The organism is Pseudonocardia lutea, from assembly GCF_042658055.1.
Taxonomy (GTDB): domain Bacteria; phylum Actinomycetota; class Actinomycetes; order Mycobacteriales; family Pseudonocardiaceae; genus Pseudonocardia; species Pseudonocardia lutea.
Map to the genome: position 1 here is coordinate 1171 of NZ_JBHSQK010000111.1, position 17697 is coordinate 18867.

Sequence of the window (17697 nt, forward strand, 5' to 3'; positions counted from 1 at the left end):
CCCGGAGCCGCGCGAGCTCGGCGGTGCGACCGACGACGGCCGGCCCGGCCTCCGGTGCGGCGGGGCGGGGCGTCGCGGCGGGCGCCTGCAGGACGTGCTCGGCCTGGGTCAGGACGTCCTGTTCCAGCGCCCGCAGCTCGGGCCCCGGGTCGACGCCCAGCTCCTCGGCCAGCCGCGCCCGCGCCCGGGCGAGGACCGCGAGCGCGTCCGCCTGGCGGCCGGCGCGGTAGAGGGCGAGCGCGAGCAGCCGCACCGCGTTCTCCCGCAGCGGGTGGTCGCGCAGCAGCAGCTCGAGGTCGGGCACGACGTCGGCGGGCCGGCCGCGCGCCAGCCGGGCCTCGGCGAGCCGCTCGGTCGCGGCGAGCCGCAGCTCGCCCAGCCGGGCGGCCTCCGGGGCGGCCCACCGCTCGTCGGCGAACTCCGCGAAGGCGGGCCCGGACCAGGAGCGCAGCGCCTCGGCGAGCAGCTCCTCCGCGCGGTCCGGCGGGGCGAGCGCGGCGGCGTCGAGCAGGGCGCCCACGCGGCGGGAGTCGAGACCGTCCGCGGGGAGCCGCAGGGCGTACCCCGGCGGCTCGCTGACCAGGACGGACGCCGGGGTGCGCGGCCGCCGGCCGGGTTCGAGCACCCGCCGCAGGTGCGAGACGTGCACCTGCAGCGCCCCGAGCGCGCGGGGCGGCGGCTCGCCGCGCCAGAGATCGTCGACGAGCAGGTCGGTCGAGACGACCTCGCCGCCCGCCACCGCGAGCCGGGCCAGCACCGCGCGCTGCCGCGGCCCGCCCAGGTCGACGGGCACCCCGCCGACCTCGGCCCGCACCGGGCCGAGCACCGCGACGCGGACCTCCACCGCGCCAGTCAACCCGATCTTCCGCGGACCGACCGGATCGGGTACCGGAAACAGTCGGTGGTGCCGGGAAGGGCCGGCCCGCCGACTACCCTCCGGGCATGGCCGCACCGACCCCGCGTCGCACCCAGGGGGAGCGCCGGGCGAGCAGCCACGCGCTCATCCTCGACGCCGCCGTGCGCAGCCTGGTGGAGGACGGCTACTCCGGCGCCACCACCGTGACCATCCAGGAGCGCGCCGGGGTCTCCCGCGGGCGGCTGCTGCACCACTTCCCCTCCCGCTCGGCCCTGCTCGTCGCCGCCGCCCAGCACCTGGCCGTCGAGCGCATCACCGCCATGGAGAGCTGGCCGCACGCCACGGCGAGCGGCAGCGAGCGGGTCGACCGCGCGGTGGAGCTGCTCTGGGAGACCTTCCGCCAGCCCTACTTCTGGGCGGCGATGGAGCTGTGGACGGCCGCGCGCACGGACGAGGCCCTGCGCGCCGAGCTGCTGCCGGAGGAGCGCCGGCTGGGCCTGGCGATCCAGCACGTGGTGGCGGCGCTGTTCGGCCCGGTGCACTCGACCCATCCGGCGTTCGACGACGTCCGGGAGCTGCTGTTCACCAGCATGCGCGGCGTCGCGCTGACCTATGCGATCGATCCGCGCGACCCCACCACCGACCCGCACCTGGACCTGTGGAAGCGGACCGCCCGGCAGATGCTCGGCGCCTGAACGGCCGGCGTGCAGCGCCGCACATCCCGGCATGCGGCGCCGCGGCACGGCGTTGACCAGGGCATGGACCCGCGCCCCCTCCGTTTCGTCGTGCTCGGCGACTCCCTCGCGTTCGGCACCGGCGCCGCGCGCCCGGCCGACGCGCTGGGCCCGCGGCTGGCCGCCGAGCTCGAGGCCGCCGGCCGCACCGTCGAGCTGCACGTCGTCGCCGTCCCCGGTGCCTGCTCCGCCGACCTGGCCGCGCAGGTGCGCCGGGCCGCACCGCTGGGCGCCGATCTCGCGCTGATCGTCGTCGGGGCGAACGACCTGGCCCGGCTCGTCCCGCCGGAGCGCGCGGCCGCGGCGCTCGGTGCGGCCGTGCGGGAGCTGCGCCGGGACGGGACGGCCGTCGTCGCGGCCACCGCACCCGACCTGTCGTGGGTGCCGGGCGTGCCGCCGGCGTTGCGCGGGCTGGTGCAGGCCGCCAGCACGGAGCTGCAGCGCCGGCAGGCCGCGGCCGCGGAGACCGCGGGCGCCCTCGTCGCGGCGGTCGGGGGCGAGCTCGGCCTGGCGTTCGCCGCGGAGCCGGGCCTGTTCTCCGCCGACCGCTTCCACCCGTCGTCCGCCGGGTACGCGCGCATCGCCGCGACCCTCGCCCCGTACGTCCTCGAGGCGGCCGAGCCCGAGGCCGCCTGAAGGGTCACGAGCGGTCGGAGGTGACCGTCAGGGTGCGCCGGGGAGGTCACGGCGCGTGCGTCGGCGCCGGCACGGGCCCGGCCACGGCTCGCGGCCCGCGCCACGCCACCGAGAACGTCCGGTTCATGCTCAAGGAGGTCGACGTGGCGGTGGTGGCCGAGGCGACGGCGCTCTCGCTCACCTGGGCCGGACGGGAGCGCCGTTCGCCGACCCCGGATCAGAAGTGGACGTACTCGTACTCGAAGGGCTGGCCGTTGATGCCGGTGCTCGGCGGGGCGACCCAGCCGGCGATCTTGCCGGGCTCGTAGACCGGGCGCATCAGGTTCTGCACGTGCGCCTTGTCGGCGGCGCTGGGCAGCCAGGAGTCCTCCTTGGCCTTCCACGCGTCCTCGCCGACCAGCCGGCCCGAGGGCGTGACGTGGTGCTCGGAGAACAGCCCGACGTGCCGGTTGAAGCCGACGTGCGGCAGGTACAGCGTCTCGTCGAAGCCGTTCTTGGCCAGGATGCGGTTCCAGCGCTTGAGCCCGGACTGGCAGTCCTTCACGTACTCGTTGCGCAGGTCGAGGTTGAGCGCCAGCAGCGCCGACACCTCGTCGGACACGATCTGCCCGTCCTTGACGGTGTCGATGGTGAAGGCGTCCTCGGTGAGCTTGTGGTCGTCCTTGCGGCGCTCCTCCTGCCAGCGGCCCTTGAGCCCGGCGGTGAAGTAGTTCGCCGCGTTGGTCGACTGCTCGGAACCGAACAGGTCCAGCGACACCGAGTAGTGGAAGTTGATGTACTTCTGGATCACGTCCAGCGGGATGCCGCCGTGCGGGGCGATGTCGTCCGTGTCGTGCTCGCGCATCAGCTCGCAGGTCCGCGTGACCACCCGGTCGATGCCGGTGGTGCCCACGAACATGTGGTGCGCCTCCTCCTTCAGCATGAACTCGCAGGTGCGCGAGAGCGGGTCGAAGGCGGACTCCTTGAGGGTGCCGAGCTGGTACTTCCCGTCCCGGTCGGTGAAGTACGTGAACATGTAGAAGGACAGCCAGTCCGGGGTCTCCTCGTTGAACGCCCCCAGGATGCGCGGGCTGTCCAGGTCGCCGGAGTTGCGCTGGAGCAGCGCCTCGGCCTCCTCGCGGCCGTTGCGGCCGAAGTAGGCGTGCAGCAGGTACACCATCGCCCAGAGGTGGCGGCCCTCCTCGACGTTGACCTGGAAGAGGTTGCGCAGGTCGTAGAGCGAGGGCGCGGTCTCGCCGAGGCGGCGCTGCTGCTCCACGGAGGCCGGCTCGGTGTCGCCCTGGATCACGATCAGCCGCTGCAGGTCGGAGCGGTACTCACCGGGCACCTGCTGCCAGACCGGCTCGCCCTTCTGCTCGCCGAAGGCGATCCGCCGGTCGTCGCCGCGCTCGGCGAGGAACACGCCCCACCGGTACTCCTCCATGGCGACGTGCCCGAACTGCGCCCAGCCCTCCTTGCCGACGCTGACCGCCGTGCGCAGGTAGACGTCCTGCGTCGGGACCGCCGGGCCCATCGTCTTCCACCAGTTCAGGAAGTTGGGCTGCCAGGACTCCAGCGCCCGTTGCAGCTTGCGGTCGCTCGCGAGGTCGACGTTGTTGGGGATCTTCTCGCTGTAGTCGATCGACATCTCTCAGACCCGCTTCCGGTCGAACTCCGCCTTGCGTCCCGTGCCGTAGCGGCGCAGCGCCCCCTCCGGGCCGGAGGCGTTGGGCCGCACGAAGATCCAGTTCTGCCAGGCGGTGAGCCGCCCGAAGATGCGCGTCTCCATCGTCTCGGGACCGACGAACCGGTGGTTGGCCTCCATGCCGGTCAGCGCGTCCGGGGACAGCGACGCCCGCTCCTCCAGCATGATCCGGATCTCGTCGTCCCAGTCGATGTCGTCCGGCGCGTCCGTGACCAGCCCCAGCTCGAGGGCCTCGCGGGCCTCGATCCGCCGGTCGGTCTCCTGTCGCAGCTTGGCCACGTGGTCCGCGTCGCCCCAGAACCTGCTGGCGAGCCGGGAGATCCCGCTGCCCATGGGGAACGCGCCGAAGTTGCCGGCCGACAGGATGATCTGGGCCTCGTCGCCCTGCCCTGGACCGTTCGGGTCGTCCTCGTCCAGGGTCCCGTCGAGCATGTACTGCCGGTCGCAGGCCAGCGCCAGCTCGAGCAGCGCACCGGCGAAGCAGGAGCCGGGCTCGATCAGCGCGATCAGCGACCGCGAGGTCACGTCGAGCCGCTTGAGCACCCGCTTGAAGTAGTGCCGGATCTCGTTGACCAGCCAGTCGTCCCGGCTGTGCTCGGCGATGAGCCGCTCGAACGCCAGCGCGTCCTCGACGTCGCCCTTCGTCCGGATCACCCAGGTGCCCAGCTCCAGCTCGTTGGACCGCAGCCGCAGGATCAGGTCGTCGAGCTCGCGGGTCATGGCCAGCGGCCAGAACGCCTCGCCGAGCTCGTGCACCCGCTCCAGGGACTCGGGCACCCCGCCGTCGGGCCCGAACACGGTGATCTCCACCAGGCCGCGGGTCCGGTCGAACTCCGCCTTGACGTGCCGGTACGTGATCCCCGCCGCCGAGACCGTGGGCTCCAGCGGGGGCAACGCGACGCCCTGCGCGTCCGTGGGGCGGGACGACGCGGCGGCGGCCTCCTTCGCCCGCTCGGCCACCGTCTCGACCCACACCCGCTTCGGGATCGCCTCGTCGACGAGCTTCCACTCCACGGCCTGCTTGCCGCGGATCCCCTCGGCGCGGGTGGCGAACACGTCCGCCCGGTCCTTGCGCACCTTCCGCTTGTCCGTGACCCGGGTCAGCCCGCCGGTGCCGGGCAGCACGCCCAGCAGCGGGACCTCGGGCAGCGAGACGGCCGAGGAGTTGTCGTCGATCAGCAGGATCTTCTCGCAGGCCAGGGCGAGCTCGTAGCCGCCGCCGGCCGCCGTGCCGTTGACCGCCGCGATCCAGATCTGGCCGGAGTGCTCGGTCGCGTCCTCGATGCCGTTGCGCGTCTCGTTGGTGAACTTGCAGAAGTTCACCTTCCACGGGTGCGGGCTCTGCGCCAGCATCCGGATGTTCGCGCCCGCGCAGAAGTTCTTGTCCTTCGCGCTGGTCATCACCACGGCGCGCACGCCCGGGTGCTCGAACCGCAGCCGCTGGGTGGCGTCGTAGAGCTCGATGTCCACGCCCAGGTCGTACGAGTTCATCTTCAGCTCGTAGCCCGGCACCAGCCCCGCGGTCTCGTCGACGTCGAGGGTCAGCGTGGCCACGTCGCCGTCGACCGCGAGCCGCCAGTGCCGGTACTCCGCCGGCGACGTCGCGAAGGAGACCTCCGGCTGGTCCTCGCCGGCGGGGTCGGACGCGTCGCTCATGCCGGGCCTCCTGTCGTCGTCGCCAGGGTCGGGAAGGGATACCTCGTGCGGTGGCACCCGACACTCTACAACGTTGAGGCTGAGCGTCAACGATCTGTGGAACGTTGCGATCAGTGGGGCGTCCGCCGCCGACGGAGCCGAGGGCGGCGTCCGCGCGCACGTCCTCCGGCGTCGGAACGGCGGACGCACGCGCTCGCACGGCACGTGGTCGAATGGAGGCCGTGGGTGACGAGCGCACGCGGACCGTGCCGGAGCAGCTCCCGGCGCCGGAGGCCCTCCTCGCCGCGCCCGGGTACGTCGCGCGGCGGCTGCACCACGCCTACACCGCGGCCTGGCAGCGCTACGTCGACCCGGTCCTCACCGGGCCGCAGTTCGCGGTGCTCACCGCGGTCGACGCCTATCCCGGCGCCGAGCAGGGCTCGCTGGCCCGGGCCGTCGCCCTCGACCGGTCGACGATGGCGAGCATCGTGCGCCGGCTCGAGGACCGCGGCCTGATCACCCGGGTCACGCCGCCCGAGGACGGCCGCAAGCGGCTGCTGCACCTCACGGACGAGGGCTCGGCGACCCTGCAGCAGGCCTACGACAAGACGCGCGCCTTGGACGGGCTGCTCATGCGGGGGATCGAGCAGAACGACCAGTCCGCCCTCCTCGCCCGGCTCAACGGCATCGCGGAGCACTGGGAGTCCCTGGTCGACGACTGACCGCGAGCCGGGGATGCCGACCTCCGCGAGCCGCGCCCGGCGACTCCGCCGAATGCCCGACCCGCCGGTGTTGCCGGCCCGTGTTTCTCGGTTTCTGACGCGTTACAGCTTGCGTCACCCCTTGCGTTCCGGGATCGTCAGTGTTCGGATTATCTCTGCCGGGCGGCGCACGCACCGCCCTGAGCTGCCGGATCACGGCGGCACCGGCAGGGACGGCGCACCGTCCAGAGTGGATCTATCCCGGGAGGGGCACGTGGCCAGCCAGTCGTTCACGGTCACCGTCGTCGGAGGCGGGCTCGGTGGTCTCACCACCGCGCTCGCACTGCGCCGGCGGGGGCTGCGCACGGTCGTCCTCGAGCAGGCGGCCCAGCTCGGCGAGGTGGGGGCGGGCATCCAGACCGCGCCCAACGCCAGCCGCATCCTCTTCGGCCTCGGCCTGCGCAGGCAGATGCAGGCCATCCGGACCATGCCCACCGACCAGGTCCGCCGGCGGTGGAAGGACGGCAGCATCATCGCCTCGCTGCCGCTGGGCGAGCGGGTGGTGCGCGAGTACGGCGCCCCGTACTGGCACTACCACCGCGCCGACCTGCACCGGATCCTGCTCGACGCCTGCCTCGACCCCGACGGCGCGGGCCCGGTCACCGAGGTGCACACCGACTCGGCCGTCGCGGAGCTGGACCGCACGGACCCGGCGCGCCCCGTGGCCGTCACGGCCGACGGCCGGCGCTTCGCCGGCGACGTCCTGGTCGGCGCCGACGGGATCCGGTCGCGGGTCCGCGACGCCGCCGGCTTCGACGACACGCTCGTCTTCTCCGGCGAGATGTGCTACCGCGCGCTCATCCCCGGCGACAAGATCGCGGCCGACCCCGCGACCCGCTTCCTGCTCGACCGCTTCCACTCCACGATCTGGTACGGGCCGGAGCGGCATCTCGTGCACTACTTCGTGCGCGGCGGGGAACACCTCAACGTGGTCGCCGTGGTCCCGAACACGCTCGACACCACCGACGCCTGGACGCTCCCCGCCACGGCGGACGAGCTCGTCGAGGCCTTCCCCGGGTGGGACGACCGGGTCGCGGCCATGCTGTCCAAGGCCGAGGGGGACGCGTCGAAGTGGGCGCTGTTCCGGCGCCGGCGGGATCCCGTGTGGGTCGACGGCCGGGTGGCCCTGCTCGGCGACGCCTGCCACGCGATGCTGCCCTACCAGGCCCAGGGCGCGTCGCAGGCGATGGAGGACGCCGCCGTCCTGGCCGAGGAGCTCGGCGGCGTGACCCGCGACGGCATCGACGCGGCGCTGATCCGGTATGTGAACCGGCGGGCCACGCACGCCGGCATGGTCCAGGACGCCTCCCTCGAGAACATGCGCTTCTACCATCTGCCCGACGGCCCGGAGCAGCAGGAACGCGATGCGCAGCTGCAGGACTTCCGCGGCGAGTCCGACGTCTCCTACGACTGGCTCTGGGCCGGTACGCCGCTGCACGACCCGGACACCGAGTCCCACTCCTACCCGTTCGCCCGCTGACCGCACCCCACCGGAACCGGAGCACACCATGCGTACAGGCGACCAGGTCGTCCAGGATCTCCCGTGGAAGTGGGGGGTGCAGGGCAGGATCTTCGTCATCGGCGGACTCGGGTACATGTTCGACGCCTGGGACGTCTCCCTGAACGGCTTCCTCACCCCGCTGCTCGGCACCGAGTTCGGGCTCTCCACCGGCCAGCGCGGCCTCGTCGCGACGGCCAACCTGGTCGGCATGGCAGTCGGTGCCATCGCCTGGGGCACCATCGCCGACCGGATGGGCCGCAAGAAGGCCTTCTCGATCACCCTGATGATCTTCGCGCTGTTCTCCGTACTGGGCGCGCTGTCGCCGAGCTGGGAGATCTTCCTGGTGCTGCGGTTCCTGGCCGGCGTCGGCCTCGGCGGCTGCATCCCGGTGGACTACGCGATCGTCAGCGAGTTCTCCCCGACGAAGCAGCGCGGGCGGGTGCTGGCCGCGATGGACGGCTGGTGGCCGATCGGCACCACGCTCGCCGGGCTCACCGCCACCTTCCTGGTGCCGGTCGGCGGCAACTGGCGCTGGATGCTCGCGCTGATGGTGCTGCCCGCGCTCCTGCTGTTCTGGGTGCGCCGCGGGGTGCCGGAGTCGCCGCTCTACCTGGCCCGCACCGGCCGGGAGGCCGAGGCCCGCGCCGTGATCGACGACATGGTGCGCCGCACCGGCGCCACCCCAGAGCCGTACGTGATCCCGGCCGTCGTGCCGGAGGCCGTCGCGTCGCGCAAGAAGGGCCTGGCGGCCGCCGTGGACCAGCTGCGCCTGGTGTGGGCCCACAACCCGGTCGTCACCGGCGTGGCCTGGGCGCTGTTCATCTCGGTCATGGTCGTCTACTACGCCGCGCTGTCCTGGATGCCGTCGATCCTGCGTGCGCAGGGCATGGGCGAGGTCGCCGCCTTCGGCTCGACGACCGTCATGAACGCGGTCGGCATCCTCGGCGTCGTCACCTCCGTGCTGCTCGTCGAGCTGGTCGGGCGCAAGTGGGTCATCGGCGTCGCCGCCCCGCTCGCCGCGATCGCGCTGTTCGTCTTCTCGCTGGTCATGGGCTCCTCGACGGCGGCCATCGCGATGATCGCGGTGTTCGGCTTCTTCGCCCTGGTGGTCATCCCGGTCATGTACGCCTACGTCTCCGAGCTGTACCCGACCGAGCTGCGGGCGAGCGGCTTCGGCTGGGCCTCCTCGATGAGCCGGGCGGTCACCGGCTTCGTACCGCTGATCTTCGGCAGCGTGCTCTGGCCGATCCTGGGCCTGCCGCTGACCTTCGCGCTGATGGCGGTCGTCGTGTTCGGCGCGGTGATCTACATGGCGGTGGGCGCCCCGGAGACCAAGGGTCGCGAGCTCGACCGGATCACCGGGACCGAGGAGATCACCGGGGCCGAGGCGCCCGCCACCGGCTCCGGCGCCGCGGGGGCCGTCCGGTCGTGAAACCCGCCGCCTTCGAGTACCACCGCGCCCGCTCCGTGGCGGGCGCGGTGGGGCTCCTCACCGAGCTCGGCGACGACGCGAAGATCGTCGCCGGCGGGCAGAGCCTCGTCGCGATGATGAACTTCCGGCTGGCCCGCCCCGAGCACCTGATCGACATCACGCACATCGACGGGCTCTCCGGGATCCGGCGGGAGGGCGACACGCTGCGGATCGGGGCGCTCGCCACGCACCGCGCGGTCGAGAAGGCGGAGCTCGGGGACTTCGCGGTGCTGTCCCGGACGATGCACTGGGTGGGGCACATGCCGATCCGCACCCGTGGCACGGTCGGCGGGAGCATCGCGCACGCCGACGCCACCGCCGAGTGGTGCCTGCTCGCCGTCCTGCTCGACGCCCGGATCGTCGCCGAGGGCCCGGGGGGCCGCCGGGAGATCCCGGCCGGCGAGTTCTTCCGCGGCCCGTTCACCACCGCCCTGGAGCCCGACGAGCTGATCGTCGAGCTCGTGTTCCCCCGCCCGGCGCCCCGGGCCGCGCTCACCGAGTACGCCGACCGCAAGGGGGACTTCGCCCTGGTCGCGGCCGCCGTCGACCTCGACGCGGACCGCACGGTCCTCGGCGGCGTCGGCCCCACGCCCGTCCTGGCGGAGGGGACGGACGGGGAGGCGATCGCCGCGTCCCTGGAGCTGCGCGACGAGCCCGGGACCAGCGCGCACTACCGGCGCGGACTGGTCCGGACCCTCGTCGCCCGTGCGATCGAGGAGGCATCCCGTGGCTGAGCCCCACTTCCGCCGCGACGGCGCCTGGGTCGGCGCCTCCGTCCCCCGCCGCGAGGACCCGCGGCTGCTGGCCGGGCGCGGCCGGTTCGTCGACGACATCGCCCTGCCCGGGATGCTGCACGCCCAGTTCGTCCGCAGCACCGAGGCGCACGCCGAGCTGCTGGCCGTCGACCTGGACGAGGTCCGCGCGACGCCCGGCGTGGTCGCCGCCTACACCGCGGACGACCTCGACCTGCGGGACATCACCGCGCTGCTCGACCGCCCGCCGCACGAGTTCGTGCCCACCGCCATGCCGGTCCTGGCCCGCGACAAGGTGCGGTACGTCGGCGAGCCCGTCGCGATCGTCGTCGCGAAGGACCCGTACGCGGCCGAGGACGGGGTCGAGGCCGCGGTCGTGGAGTACGCGCCGCTCGAGCCGGTGGTGAGCGACACCGCGGCGCTGGCGGACGGTGCCCCGCTGGTGCACGCCGAGGCCCCGCGCAACACCCTCGTCGACGTCTCGCTCTTCGCCACCGAGGGCATCGACGAGATCTTCGACTCGGCCCACACCGTGGTGGAGGTGCGGAGCAGGACCGGCCGGCAGAACGCCCTGCCGCTGGAGACCCGCGGGGTGGTCGCCGACTGGGACGACCGGGACGAGCAGCTGCGCGTGCAGACCTGCTCCCAGGTCCCCCACCAGGTGCGCACGGTCCTGGCGCGGTGCGTCGGGCTGGACGAGAAGCAGGTCCGGGTCACGGTGCCCGACATGGGCGGCGGGTTCGGCCAGAAGTGCGTGGTCGGGCGCGAGGAGATCGCCGCCGCGGCCGCCGCGCTGCGCCTGCGCAGGCCGGTCAAGTGGATCGAGGACCGGCGCGACGCGCTCACCGCCGCCTTCCTCGCCCGCGAGCAGCGGTACGTCGTGCGCGCCGCCTTCTCCGCCGACGGCGAGATCCTCGGCCTGGACGCGGACGTCGTCTGCGACATGGGGGCCTACTCCTGCTATCCCTTCACCGCGGGCATCGAGCCGCTGATGGCCTCGGCCGAGATGCCGGGCGTCTACCGGGTGCCGGCCTACCGCGTGCGCGGGCGCGCGGTCACCACGAACAAGGCGCCGACCGCGCCCTACCGCGGGGTGAGCCGGCCGCAGTACGTCATGGTCGTCGAGCGGGTGTTCGAGAAGGCCGCCCGCGCGCTCGGCAGGGACGCCCTGGACCTGCGGCGCCGCAACCTGATCACGGTCTTCCCCTACAAGGGCGTCAACAACATCACCTACGACCCGGGCTCGTACCTCGAGTCGCTGGACCTGTGCGAGAAGACGCTCCGCGAGGAGGGCTGGTTCTCTCGTCGCTCCGACGAGAACCGGGTCGTCGGCATCGGGTTCGCCTGCTTCTCCGAGCGGACCGGCTACGGATCCGGCGCCTTCGCCCAGCGGAAGATGCAGGTCGTGCCCGGGTTCGACATCTCCGAGATCCGGATGGACCTGAACGGGACGGTCACGGTCACCACGGGGACGCTCTCCCACGGGCAGAGCCACGAGACCACGATGGCGCAGATCGTCGCCGACCGGCTCGCCGTCGCCTACGACCGCGTGAAGGTCGTGCAGGGCGACACGGACCGGGTCACCTACGGCTGGGGCTCGTTCGCCTCCCGGTCGATCACCATCGGGGGCAGTGCGGTGGCGGCCGCGTCGGTGAAGCTCGGCGACCAGCTCCGGGCGATCGCGGCGCACCTGCTCTCCGGCGACCCCGAGGCGGCGGTGCTGGAGGACGGCGGCGTGCGCGTCGGCGACCAGTGGCTGTCCTACGCGGACATCGCCGACGTCGCGTACCTGCGGGCGCACCTGCTGCCCAAGGAGGTCGGACCGGGCCTGACGGCGACGGCGAGCTTCGACGTCGGCGGCGACGGGACCTTCTCCAACGCGACGCACGGCTGCGTCGTCGAGCTGGACCCGGGCACCGGCGGGGTCGAGATCCTGCGGTACGTCTGCGTCGAGGACTGCGGGGTGGCGATCCACCCGCAGGTCGTGGAGGGGCAGGCGCGCGGCGGGATCGCGCAGGGCATCGCCGGGGCGTTGTTCGAGGAGGTCCGCTACGACGAGGGCGGCCAGCCGCTCGCGCCGAGCTTCATGGAGTACAAGGTCCCGACCGCGATGGAGATCCCGGACGTGCGCATCGAGCACCTCGAGACGCCGTGCGCGTTCACCGAGAACGGGGCCAAGGGCGCCGGCGAGGGCGGCACCATCGGTGCCCCCGCCGCGGTGTTGAACGCCGTCAACGACGCCCTGCGGCATACCGGCGTCGAGCTGGACGACACGCCGATCCCCCGCGAGTCGATCTTCCGCGCCCTGGAGGTGACCCGATGATCCAGCTGGTCGAGCTCACGGTGAACGGCGAGCGGCACGAGCTGGCGATCGAGCCGCGCCGCACCCTGGTCGACGTCCTGCGGCACGACCTGGGTCTCACCGGCACCCACGTCGGCTGCGAGCACGGGATCTGCGGCGCGTGCACGGTGCTGGTCGACGGTGCGCCCGCGCGGGCCTGCCTGGTCTTCGCGGCGCAGGTGGAGGGCGCGGAGATCCGCACCGTGGAGTCGCTCGCCGAGGGCGGCCGGCTCAACGACCTGCAGCAGTGCTTCTCCGAGCACCACGGCCTGCAGTGCGGGTTCTGCACGCCGGGGATGCTCATGCTGGCCGAGGGCTTCCTCGCCGAGGAGCCGGAGCCCACGCGGGAGGAGATCCGTGAGGTGGTCGCCTCGAACCTCTGTCGCTGCACGGGCTATCAGACGATCGTGGAGGCGATCGACGACTGCGCCACCCGCCGCCGGGCGGCGTTCCAGGACCAGCTCGACAGGAGTGCCTCGTGAGTGTGCACGGATCTTCGACGGACGCGACCTACGAGCGGGCCGGCTTCGGCGCGCCCGTCCGCCGCGGGGAGCGGCCGGCGATCGTGGTCGTCGACCTGACGAAGGGGTTCACCGACCCGGCGTACCCGACCGGCGCGGACCTGACCGAGGTCGTCGAGGCCACGTCCCGGCTGGTCGCGGCGGCGGCCCCGGCCGACGTCCCCGTCGTCTACACGACCATCGGGTACACGCCGGCCGAGATGGACACCGTCGTCTGGCTGGACAAGGCACCCGGCATGCGGGCGTTGGCGGTGGGGTCCGAGGCGGTCGAGATCGACGCTCGGCTGCCCTACTCGGACGCCGACCACCTGATCCTCAAGAAGGGCGCGTCGGCGTTCTTCGGGACCGGGCTGGCGGCACTGCTGGCGTCGATGTCGGTGGACACGGTGATCGTGTGCGGCGCGACGACCAGCGGATGCGTGCGGGCCACGGCGGTCGACGCGCTGCAGAGCGGCTATCCGGTGCTGGTGCCGCGGGAGTGCGTGGGCGACCGGGCCGCCGGGCCCGCCGAGGCCAACCTCTTCGACATCCAGGCCAAGTACGGCGACGTCGTCTCGCTCGACGACGCCCTGGCCTACGTGGGAGGACTCAAGTGACGGCGCCCGACATCCGCACGGTGCGGCAGGACGCCCTGGCCGACCTGGCCGACGTTCCGGCGGCGTCCCGGTGGGTGCGCAACGGCTCGGTGCGGTTGCACCTGCTCGACTACGGCGGGCCCGGGGTGCCGCTGGTGATCCTGCCGGGGATCACCAGCCCGGCGATCACGATGGACTTCGTCGCGCGGTCGCTCACGGACCTCGCCCGGCCGATCGTGGTCGACGTCCGGGGGCGCGGGCTGTCGGACTCCGGGGACTCGTACACGCTCGCCGACTACGCCTCGGACACCCTCGCCGTGCTCGACGGGCTGGAGGACCCGGTGGTCCTCGGGCACTCGATGGGCGCGCGGATCGCCGCCGCGACCGCGGTGCGCCGGCCGCTGCGGGGCACGATCCTGGTCGACCCGCCGATGAGCGGGCCGGGCCGGGGCCCCTACCCGACGACCCTCGAGGCCTTCCTCGGACAGCTCGACGAGGCCGTCCGCGGCACGGACGCCGACGAGGTCGCCCGCTCGTGGCCCCGCTGGCCGCGGCGGGAGCAGGAGCTGCGGGCGCGGTGGCTGTCCAGCTGCTCGCGCACCGCGATCTCGGAGACCCACCGCGGCTTCGAGACCGAGGACTTCTTCGACGTCTGGCCGGCGGTCCCCGCCCCGACCACCCTGCTCTACGGCGCCGACTCCCCGGTCGTCACGGCGGAGGGCGCCAAGGAGGCGGGCGCGGTCAACCCCGCGGCGTCCCTGGTGGAGATCCCGGACGCCGGGCACATGGTGTTCTGGGACAACCCGACGGAGTCCCTGCGACTCCTCCGGGAGGCCCTCCACCCCCTCACCTGCTGACCCGCGAGCCGGCAGCTCCGGCACCGCGAGTCGGCAGTTCCGGTCGACCGAACCGCACATGTCGGGAGGCCTGGCGCCCGCGAATACGGATGCGCCGCGCCGGGCCCGCCGCCTAGCGTGATCACGCCCTGCCCCCGAGACCCCGGACCGCACGATGACCACCGACGTCCGCATCCGCCGCGCCCTGACCAACTGCTCGAAGGGCGAGGCCGGTCGGCTCGCCCTGCCTCCCGAGGTCCGCGAGCTCGACCTCGACGCGCTCGACGACGTCGTCGGCTGGCGGGACGCCAAGGCCCCGGACCGCGCGGTGCTGCTGGTCCCGGGCGACGGCGAGCCGGTCGCGGTGCTGCTCCGCGCGGCGTCGAACGCCGTCGGCGCCACCGCGATGTGCGCGCTCTGTCGCACCACGCACAGCGCGGGCGGCACCACGCTGTTCACCGCCGCCCGCCGCGGGAGCAGGGGGCGCAACGGCAACACCGTCGGGACGTACGTGTGTGCCGACCTCGGCTGCCGGCACCACGTCCGGGTCGAGAAGGCGACGGCGGCGTTGCGGCCCGCGCCGGGTCTGACCGTCGACGAGCGCCGCGCCGGCCTGCGCGAGCGCGCCGCGGCGTTCGTCGAGGACGTCGTGAGCTGACCGCTCCGCCGGGCGAGCTCACGGCGCGGGGGCCCGGTTCCCGGTGACCTCCGCGAACGGGAAGGTCGCGACCGGCTCCCACGGACCGCCGCGGTAGCGCCACAACCCGAGCGCGACGACGGCGGTGGGCGCGGGCGCCTCGCCCGCCAGTGCGGCACGGAGGTCGCGGGCCCGGTCCGGCGGCACCTTGTTCTGCACGGTCACGTGCAGCTCACGCTTTCCGCGGTCCTGCGGCGTCAGCCAGGCCCCGAACGTCCGCGCGAGATCGGCGCGCAGGGCGAGCAGCTCCGGTGCGTCGACCCGGAAGGCCACGCCACGGCCGAGCAGTCTCGGCGCACCCACGACGGCCTCCGGCGGGGCACGCCGGACCGCGGCGGTCAGCGCGGCCGCGACCTCCGCCTCGTGCTCGCCGGGCAGTGCGTGGAAGAGCGTGACGTGGGCGTCGAGGTGGTTCCGCTCCGGCGGGAAGTGCCTGCGGCGCAGCGCGTCCAGCCGGGACTGCGCGGGCTCGTCGAGCACGGCCGTGACGACCAGCGGATCCACCGGCCCAGCCTGCCTTCCACCTCGCCCGCCCGCGAGTCGGCCACGACCATGTGCAACTCGGTGACCCGAAACCGCCGACTCGCGGCGCCGGAACTCGCGACTCGCGGGGGTCACCCCTGTTTCCGGCTTCCGTCACGCACGACGAGGGATCACGATCGGGGGGTGACCACCACGACCCCGCAGCTGCCCTTCGACCGGCCCGGCGTGCTGGACATCGCGCCGCTCTACGCCGAGCTGCGCGAGCGCACCCCGGTCTGCGCCGTGCGCACGGCGACCGGCGACCCCGCGTGGCTGGTCACCGGGCACGCCGAGTGCCGGGCGCTGTTCGCCGACCCGCGCCTGGGCCGCTCGCACCCCGACCCCGAGCGCGCCTCCCGGGTGTCCGGCTCCGCGATCCTGGGCGGGCCGATGATGGGCGACCCGGAGACCGAGCGCGAGCAGCACGCGGTGATGCGCAAGCTCCTGACCCCGGCCTTCTCCGCCCGCCGGATGTTGCGGCTCCGCGCGCACGTCGACGAGCTGGTCGCCCGGTCGCTCGACGCGCTGGCGGCCGCCGGACCGCCCGCCGACCTGCACGAGTACCTCGCCCTGCCGGTGCCGATCCTCGTCATCTGCGAACTGCTCGGCGTCCCGTACGAGGACCGGACCCGGTTCCGTGCGTGGTCGGAGGGCGCAGGCCGGCTCGACGACCGCGAGGTCGCCCAGCAGTCGTTGCAGGCCCTGGTCGGGTACGTCCACGGGCTGGTCGCGCGCAAGCGCGAGGAACCGGGCGAGGACGTGCTCAGCGATCTCGCCGCCTCCGGCCCCGAGCACGACTGGCAGAGCGCCGCCCTGGCCGCGGCCCTGCTCTTCGCCGGGCACGAGACCACGGTGACCCGCATCGACGTCGGAACGGTGCTCCTGCTGCAGCATCCCGAGCACTGGGCCGCGCTCGCCGCCGATCCCGCGCCGGTGCCGGACACCGTCGAGGAGATCCTGCGGCTCGCCGCGCCCGGCGGCAGCGGGCTGCCCCGCTACGCGCACGCCGACGTCGAGGTCGGCGGCGTGACGATCCGGACCGGCGACTGCGTGGTGCTCGCCCCGGCGGCCGCCAACCGCGACCCGGGCGCCTTCACCGACCCCGAGCGCTTCGACCCGGGCCGCGAGGACGCCCGCGCCCACCTCTCCTTCGGCCACGGGCCGCGTTACTGCATCGGCGCGAGCCTCGCCCGGGTCGAGCTGCAGGCCGTGTTCACCGCGCTCCCCGCGCGCTTCCCCGGCCTGCGCCTCGACCGCCCGGTCGAGGACCTGCCGCTGCGGGCGGACCTGCTCACCGGGGGCCTGGACGCCCTGCCCGTCACCTGGTCCTGAGCCGGAGCCCGTCGAGGGGTGGGGAGAGCCGCCGTGGCGGCTCCACCACTCACAGGGACAGGAGGCGGCCGGCGTTCGGGACCTGCGGGGGCAGGCCGAGCTCCTGGAGGATCCGGTAGGTGGTCGCGGTCGCCGCGGAGAGCACCGGGATGCCGATCTCGTCCTCGACCGGCTGGATCGAGGGCAGCGAGGGCATCTGCACGCAGCAGCTGAGCACCAGGGCCTCGGCCCGGGACAGGTCGAGCTCGGTGTGGTGCTTGCGCAGGTCGGCCGGGTCGAGCCGGGCGACGGCGAGGTTGTCCGGCACCTCCAGCGACAGCGAGTCGACGACCTCGACCCCGGCCGTCTCCAGGTACTCGACCACGGCCCGGGTCAGCGGCTTCATGTACGGGGTGATGATCGCGACCCGGGTGACGCCGAGGGCGGCGATGCCGTCGAGCAGCGCCCCGGCCGAGGAGACCACGGGGGCCTGCGAGCCCTCGGCCCGCAGCGCGGCGGTGATCGAGTCCTCGGCGGTGCAGTGGTAGCCGGGGCCCTGCGCCATGATCGCGACCAGGCAGGCGGTGGCGACGACCGCCGGGCGGGCGTCGGCCAGCTCGGTCGCCGCCCGTTCGGCCTGCGCGTTCATCGCCCGCAGCTGCTCGGGGGTGACGTGCTGCATCCGGGCCCGCGCGGAGTGGAAGACGAACCGGTTGTCCGGGTCGACCTCCTCCCGGGCGCGCAGCATCCGCGGCAGCTCCGTCTCCATGGTGAGGTTGGAGCTCGGGACGATCATCCCGATGTGGTGGTCCCTGCTCATCGCCCCGGTCATCGCTTGGCCACCGGCCGCATCTCGGGGACCGT

16 protein-coding genes are annotated in these 17697 nt (G+C 73.7%); 12 read left to right on the forward strand and 4 right to left on the reverse strand.

Annotated features, from left to right (window positions below; translation table 11 throughout):
- The first annotated feature begins 942 nt into the window (after positions 1–942).
- Together ACFQH9_RS30475 and ACFQH9_RS30480 are read left to right on the forward strand one after the other, a co-directional pair.
- Positions 943–1551: a TetR/AcrR family transcriptional regulator gene (locus tag ACFQH9_RS30475; RefSeq protein WP_379571620.1), complete on the forward strand. Its 609-nt coding sequence runs from the start codon at positions 943–945 to the stop codon at positions 1549–1551.
- A gap of 63 nt (positions 1552–1614) precedes the next feature.
- Positions 1615–2226 carry an SGNH/GDSL hydrolase family protein gene (locus ACFQH9_RS30480; protein WP_379571622.1) on the forward strand — a complete coding sequence of 204 codons (612 nt, stop codon included), beginning with the start codon at positions 1615–1617 and terminating at the stop codon, positions 2224–2226.
- A 217-nt stretch (positions 2227–2443) separates the two neighbouring features.
- Here ACFQH9_RS30480 and boxB read toward each other — a convergent pair whose 3' ends face one another.
- Both boxB and boxC read right to left on the reverse strand, forming a co-directional pair.
- The gene (gene boxB / locus ACFQH9_RS30485; protein ID WP_379571624.1) at positions 2444–3853 is read right to left on the reverse strand and encodes a benzoyl-CoA 2,3-epoxidase subunit BoxB; all 1410 of its coding nucleotides are present in this window, start codon (positions 3851–3853) and stop codon (positions 2444–2446) included.
- A gap of 3 nt (positions 3854–3856) precedes the next feature.
- A complete protein-coding gene (boxC, locus tag ACFQH9_RS30490) occupies positions 3857–5566 on the reverse strand; it encodes a 2,3-epoxybenzoyl-CoA dihydrolase (RefSeq protein WP_379571626.1) in 1710 nt (569 codons plus the stop codon).
- 212 nt (positions 5567–5778) lie between these two features.
- Between boxC and ACFQH9_RS30495 the strand changes: the two genes are divergently transcribed.
- The 9 genes from ACFQH9_RS30495 (at position 5779) to ACFQH9_RS30535 (ending at position 14961) form a co-directional block, all read left to right on the forward strand.
- Positions 5779–6267, forward strand: a complete 489-nt coding sequence (locus ACFQH9_RS30495; protein ID WP_379571628.1) for a MarR family winged helix-turn-helix transcriptional regulator — start codon at positions 5779–5781, stop codon at positions 6265–6267.
- Between the two features lie 253 nt (positions 6268–6520).
- A complete protein-coding gene (locus ACFQH9_RS30500) occupies positions 6521–7786 on the forward strand; it encodes an FAD-dependent monooxygenase (protein WP_379571630.1) in 1266 nt (421 codons plus the stop codon).
- 28 nt (positions 7787–7814) lie between these two features.
- Positions 7815–9239 (forward strand): MFS transporter, encoded by a 1425-nt coding sequence (locus ACFQH9_RS30505; protein WP_379571632.1) that lies wholly within the window; start codon positions 7815–7817, stop codon positions 9237–9239.
- Positions 9236–10012, forward strand: a complete 777-nt coding sequence (locus ACFQH9_RS30510; RefSeq protein ID WP_379571634.1) for an FAD binding domain-containing protein — start codon at positions 9236–9238, stop codon at positions 10010–10012. The genes ACFQH9_RS30505 and ACFQH9_RS30510 overlap by 4 nt, the downstream gene beginning before the upstream one ends.
- Positions 10005–12353 carry a xanthine dehydrogenase family protein molybdopterin-binding subunit gene (locus tag ACFQH9_RS30515; protein ID WP_379571636.1) on the forward strand — a complete coding sequence of 783 codons (2349 nt, stop codon included), beginning with the start codon at positions 10005–10007 and terminating at the stop codon, positions 12351–12353. Before ACFQH9_RS30510 ends, ACFQH9_RS30515 begins: the two co-directional genes overlap by 8 nt.
- Positions 12350–12853, forward strand: a complete 504-nt coding sequence (locus tag ACFQH9_RS30520; RefSeq protein ID WP_379571638.1) for a (2Fe-2S)-binding protein — start codon at positions 12350–12352, stop codon at positions 12851–12853. Before ACFQH9_RS30515 ends, ACFQH9_RS30520 begins: the two co-directional genes overlap by 4 nt.
- Positions 12850–13488 (forward strand): isochorismatase family protein, encoded by a 639-nt coding sequence (locus tag ACFQH9_RS30525; RefSeq protein WP_379571640.1) that lies wholly within the window; start codon positions 12850–12852, stop codon positions 13486–13488. The genes ACFQH9_RS30520 and ACFQH9_RS30525 overlap by 4 nt, the downstream gene beginning before the upstream one ends.
- Positions 13485–14324, forward strand: a complete 840-nt coding sequence (locus tag ACFQH9_RS30530) for an alpha/beta fold hydrolase (RefSeq protein WP_379571642.1) — start codon at positions 13485–13487, stop codon at positions 14322–14324. Before ACFQH9_RS30525 ends, ACFQH9_RS30530 begins: the two co-directional genes overlap by 4 nt.
- A gap of 154 nt (positions 14325–14478) precedes the next feature.
- A complete protein-coding gene (locus ACFQH9_RS30535; protein ID WP_379571644.1) occupies positions 14479–14961 on the forward strand; it encodes an FBP domain-containing protein in 483 nt (160 codons plus the stop codon).
- Positions 14962–14979: 18 nt separating this feature from the next.
- Here ACFQH9_RS30535 and ACFQH9_RS30540 read toward each other — a convergent pair whose 3' ends face one another.
- Positions 14980–15504, reverse strand: a complete 525-nt coding sequence (locus ACFQH9_RS30540; protein WP_379571646.1) for a 2'-5' RNA ligase family protein — start codon at positions 15502–15504, stop codon at positions 14980–14982.
- Between the two features lie 162 nt (positions 15505–15666).
- Here ACFQH9_RS30540 and ACFQH9_RS30545 point away from each other — a divergent pair, with 162 nt between their 5' ends.
- Positions 15667–16854 (forward strand): cytochrome P450, encoded by a 1188-nt coding sequence (locus tag ACFQH9_RS30545; RefSeq protein ID WP_379571648.1) that lies wholly within the window; start codon positions 15667–15669, stop codon positions 16852–16854.
- A 49-nt stretch (positions 16855–16903) separates the two neighbouring features.
- Here ACFQH9_RS30545 and ACFQH9_RS30550 read toward each other — a convergent pair whose 3' ends face one another.
- Complete coding sequence (locus tag ACFQH9_RS30550; RefSeq protein ID WP_379571650.1) at positions 16904–17653, reverse strand: maleate cis-trans isomerase family protein; 750 nt, start codon at positions 17651–17653, stop codon at positions 16904–16906.
- Positions 17654–17697 lie beyond the last annotated feature (44 nt).

Excerpts from the sequence above, each read along its gene's own strand:
- ACFQH9_RS30535 (WP_379571644.1), top strand. The coding sequence starts at position 14,479 with ATGACCACCGACGTCCGCATCCGCCGCGCCCTGACCAACTGCTCGAAG.
- boxB (WP_379571624.1), bottom strand. The coding sequence starts at position 3,853 with ATGTCGATCGACTACAGCGAGAAGATCCCCAACAACGTCGACCTCGCG.
- boxC (WP_379571626.1), bottom strand. The coding sequence starts at position 5,566 with ATGAGCGACGCGTCCGACCCCGCCGGCGAGGACCAGCCGGAGGTCTCC.
- ACFQH9_RS30520 (WP_379571638.1), top strand. The coding sequence starts at position 12,350 with ATGATCCAGCTGGTCGAGCTCACGGTGAACGGCGAGCGGCACGAGCTG.
- ACFQH9_RS30495 (WP_379571628.1), top strand. The coding sequence starts at position 5,779 with ATGGAGGCCGTGGGTGACGAGCGCACGCGGACCGTGCCGGAGCAGCTC.
- ACFQH9_RS30550 (WP_379571650.1), bottom strand. The coding sequence starts at position 17,653 with ATGAGCAGGGACCACCACATCGGGATGATCGTCCCGAGCTCCAACCTC.
- ACFQH9_RS30475 (WP_379571620.1), top strand. The coding sequence starts at position 943 with ATGGCCGCACCGACCCCGCGTCGCACCCAGGGGGAGCGCCGGGCGAGC.
- ACFQH9_RS30505 (WP_379571632.1), top strand. The coding sequence starts at position 7,815 with ATGCGTACAGGCGACCAGGTCGTCCAGGATCTCCCGTGGAAGTGGGGG.
- ACFQH9_RS30480 (WP_379571622.1), top strand. The coding sequence starts at position 1,615 with ATGGACCCGCGCCCCCTCCGTTTCGTCGTGCTCGGCGACTCCCTCGCG.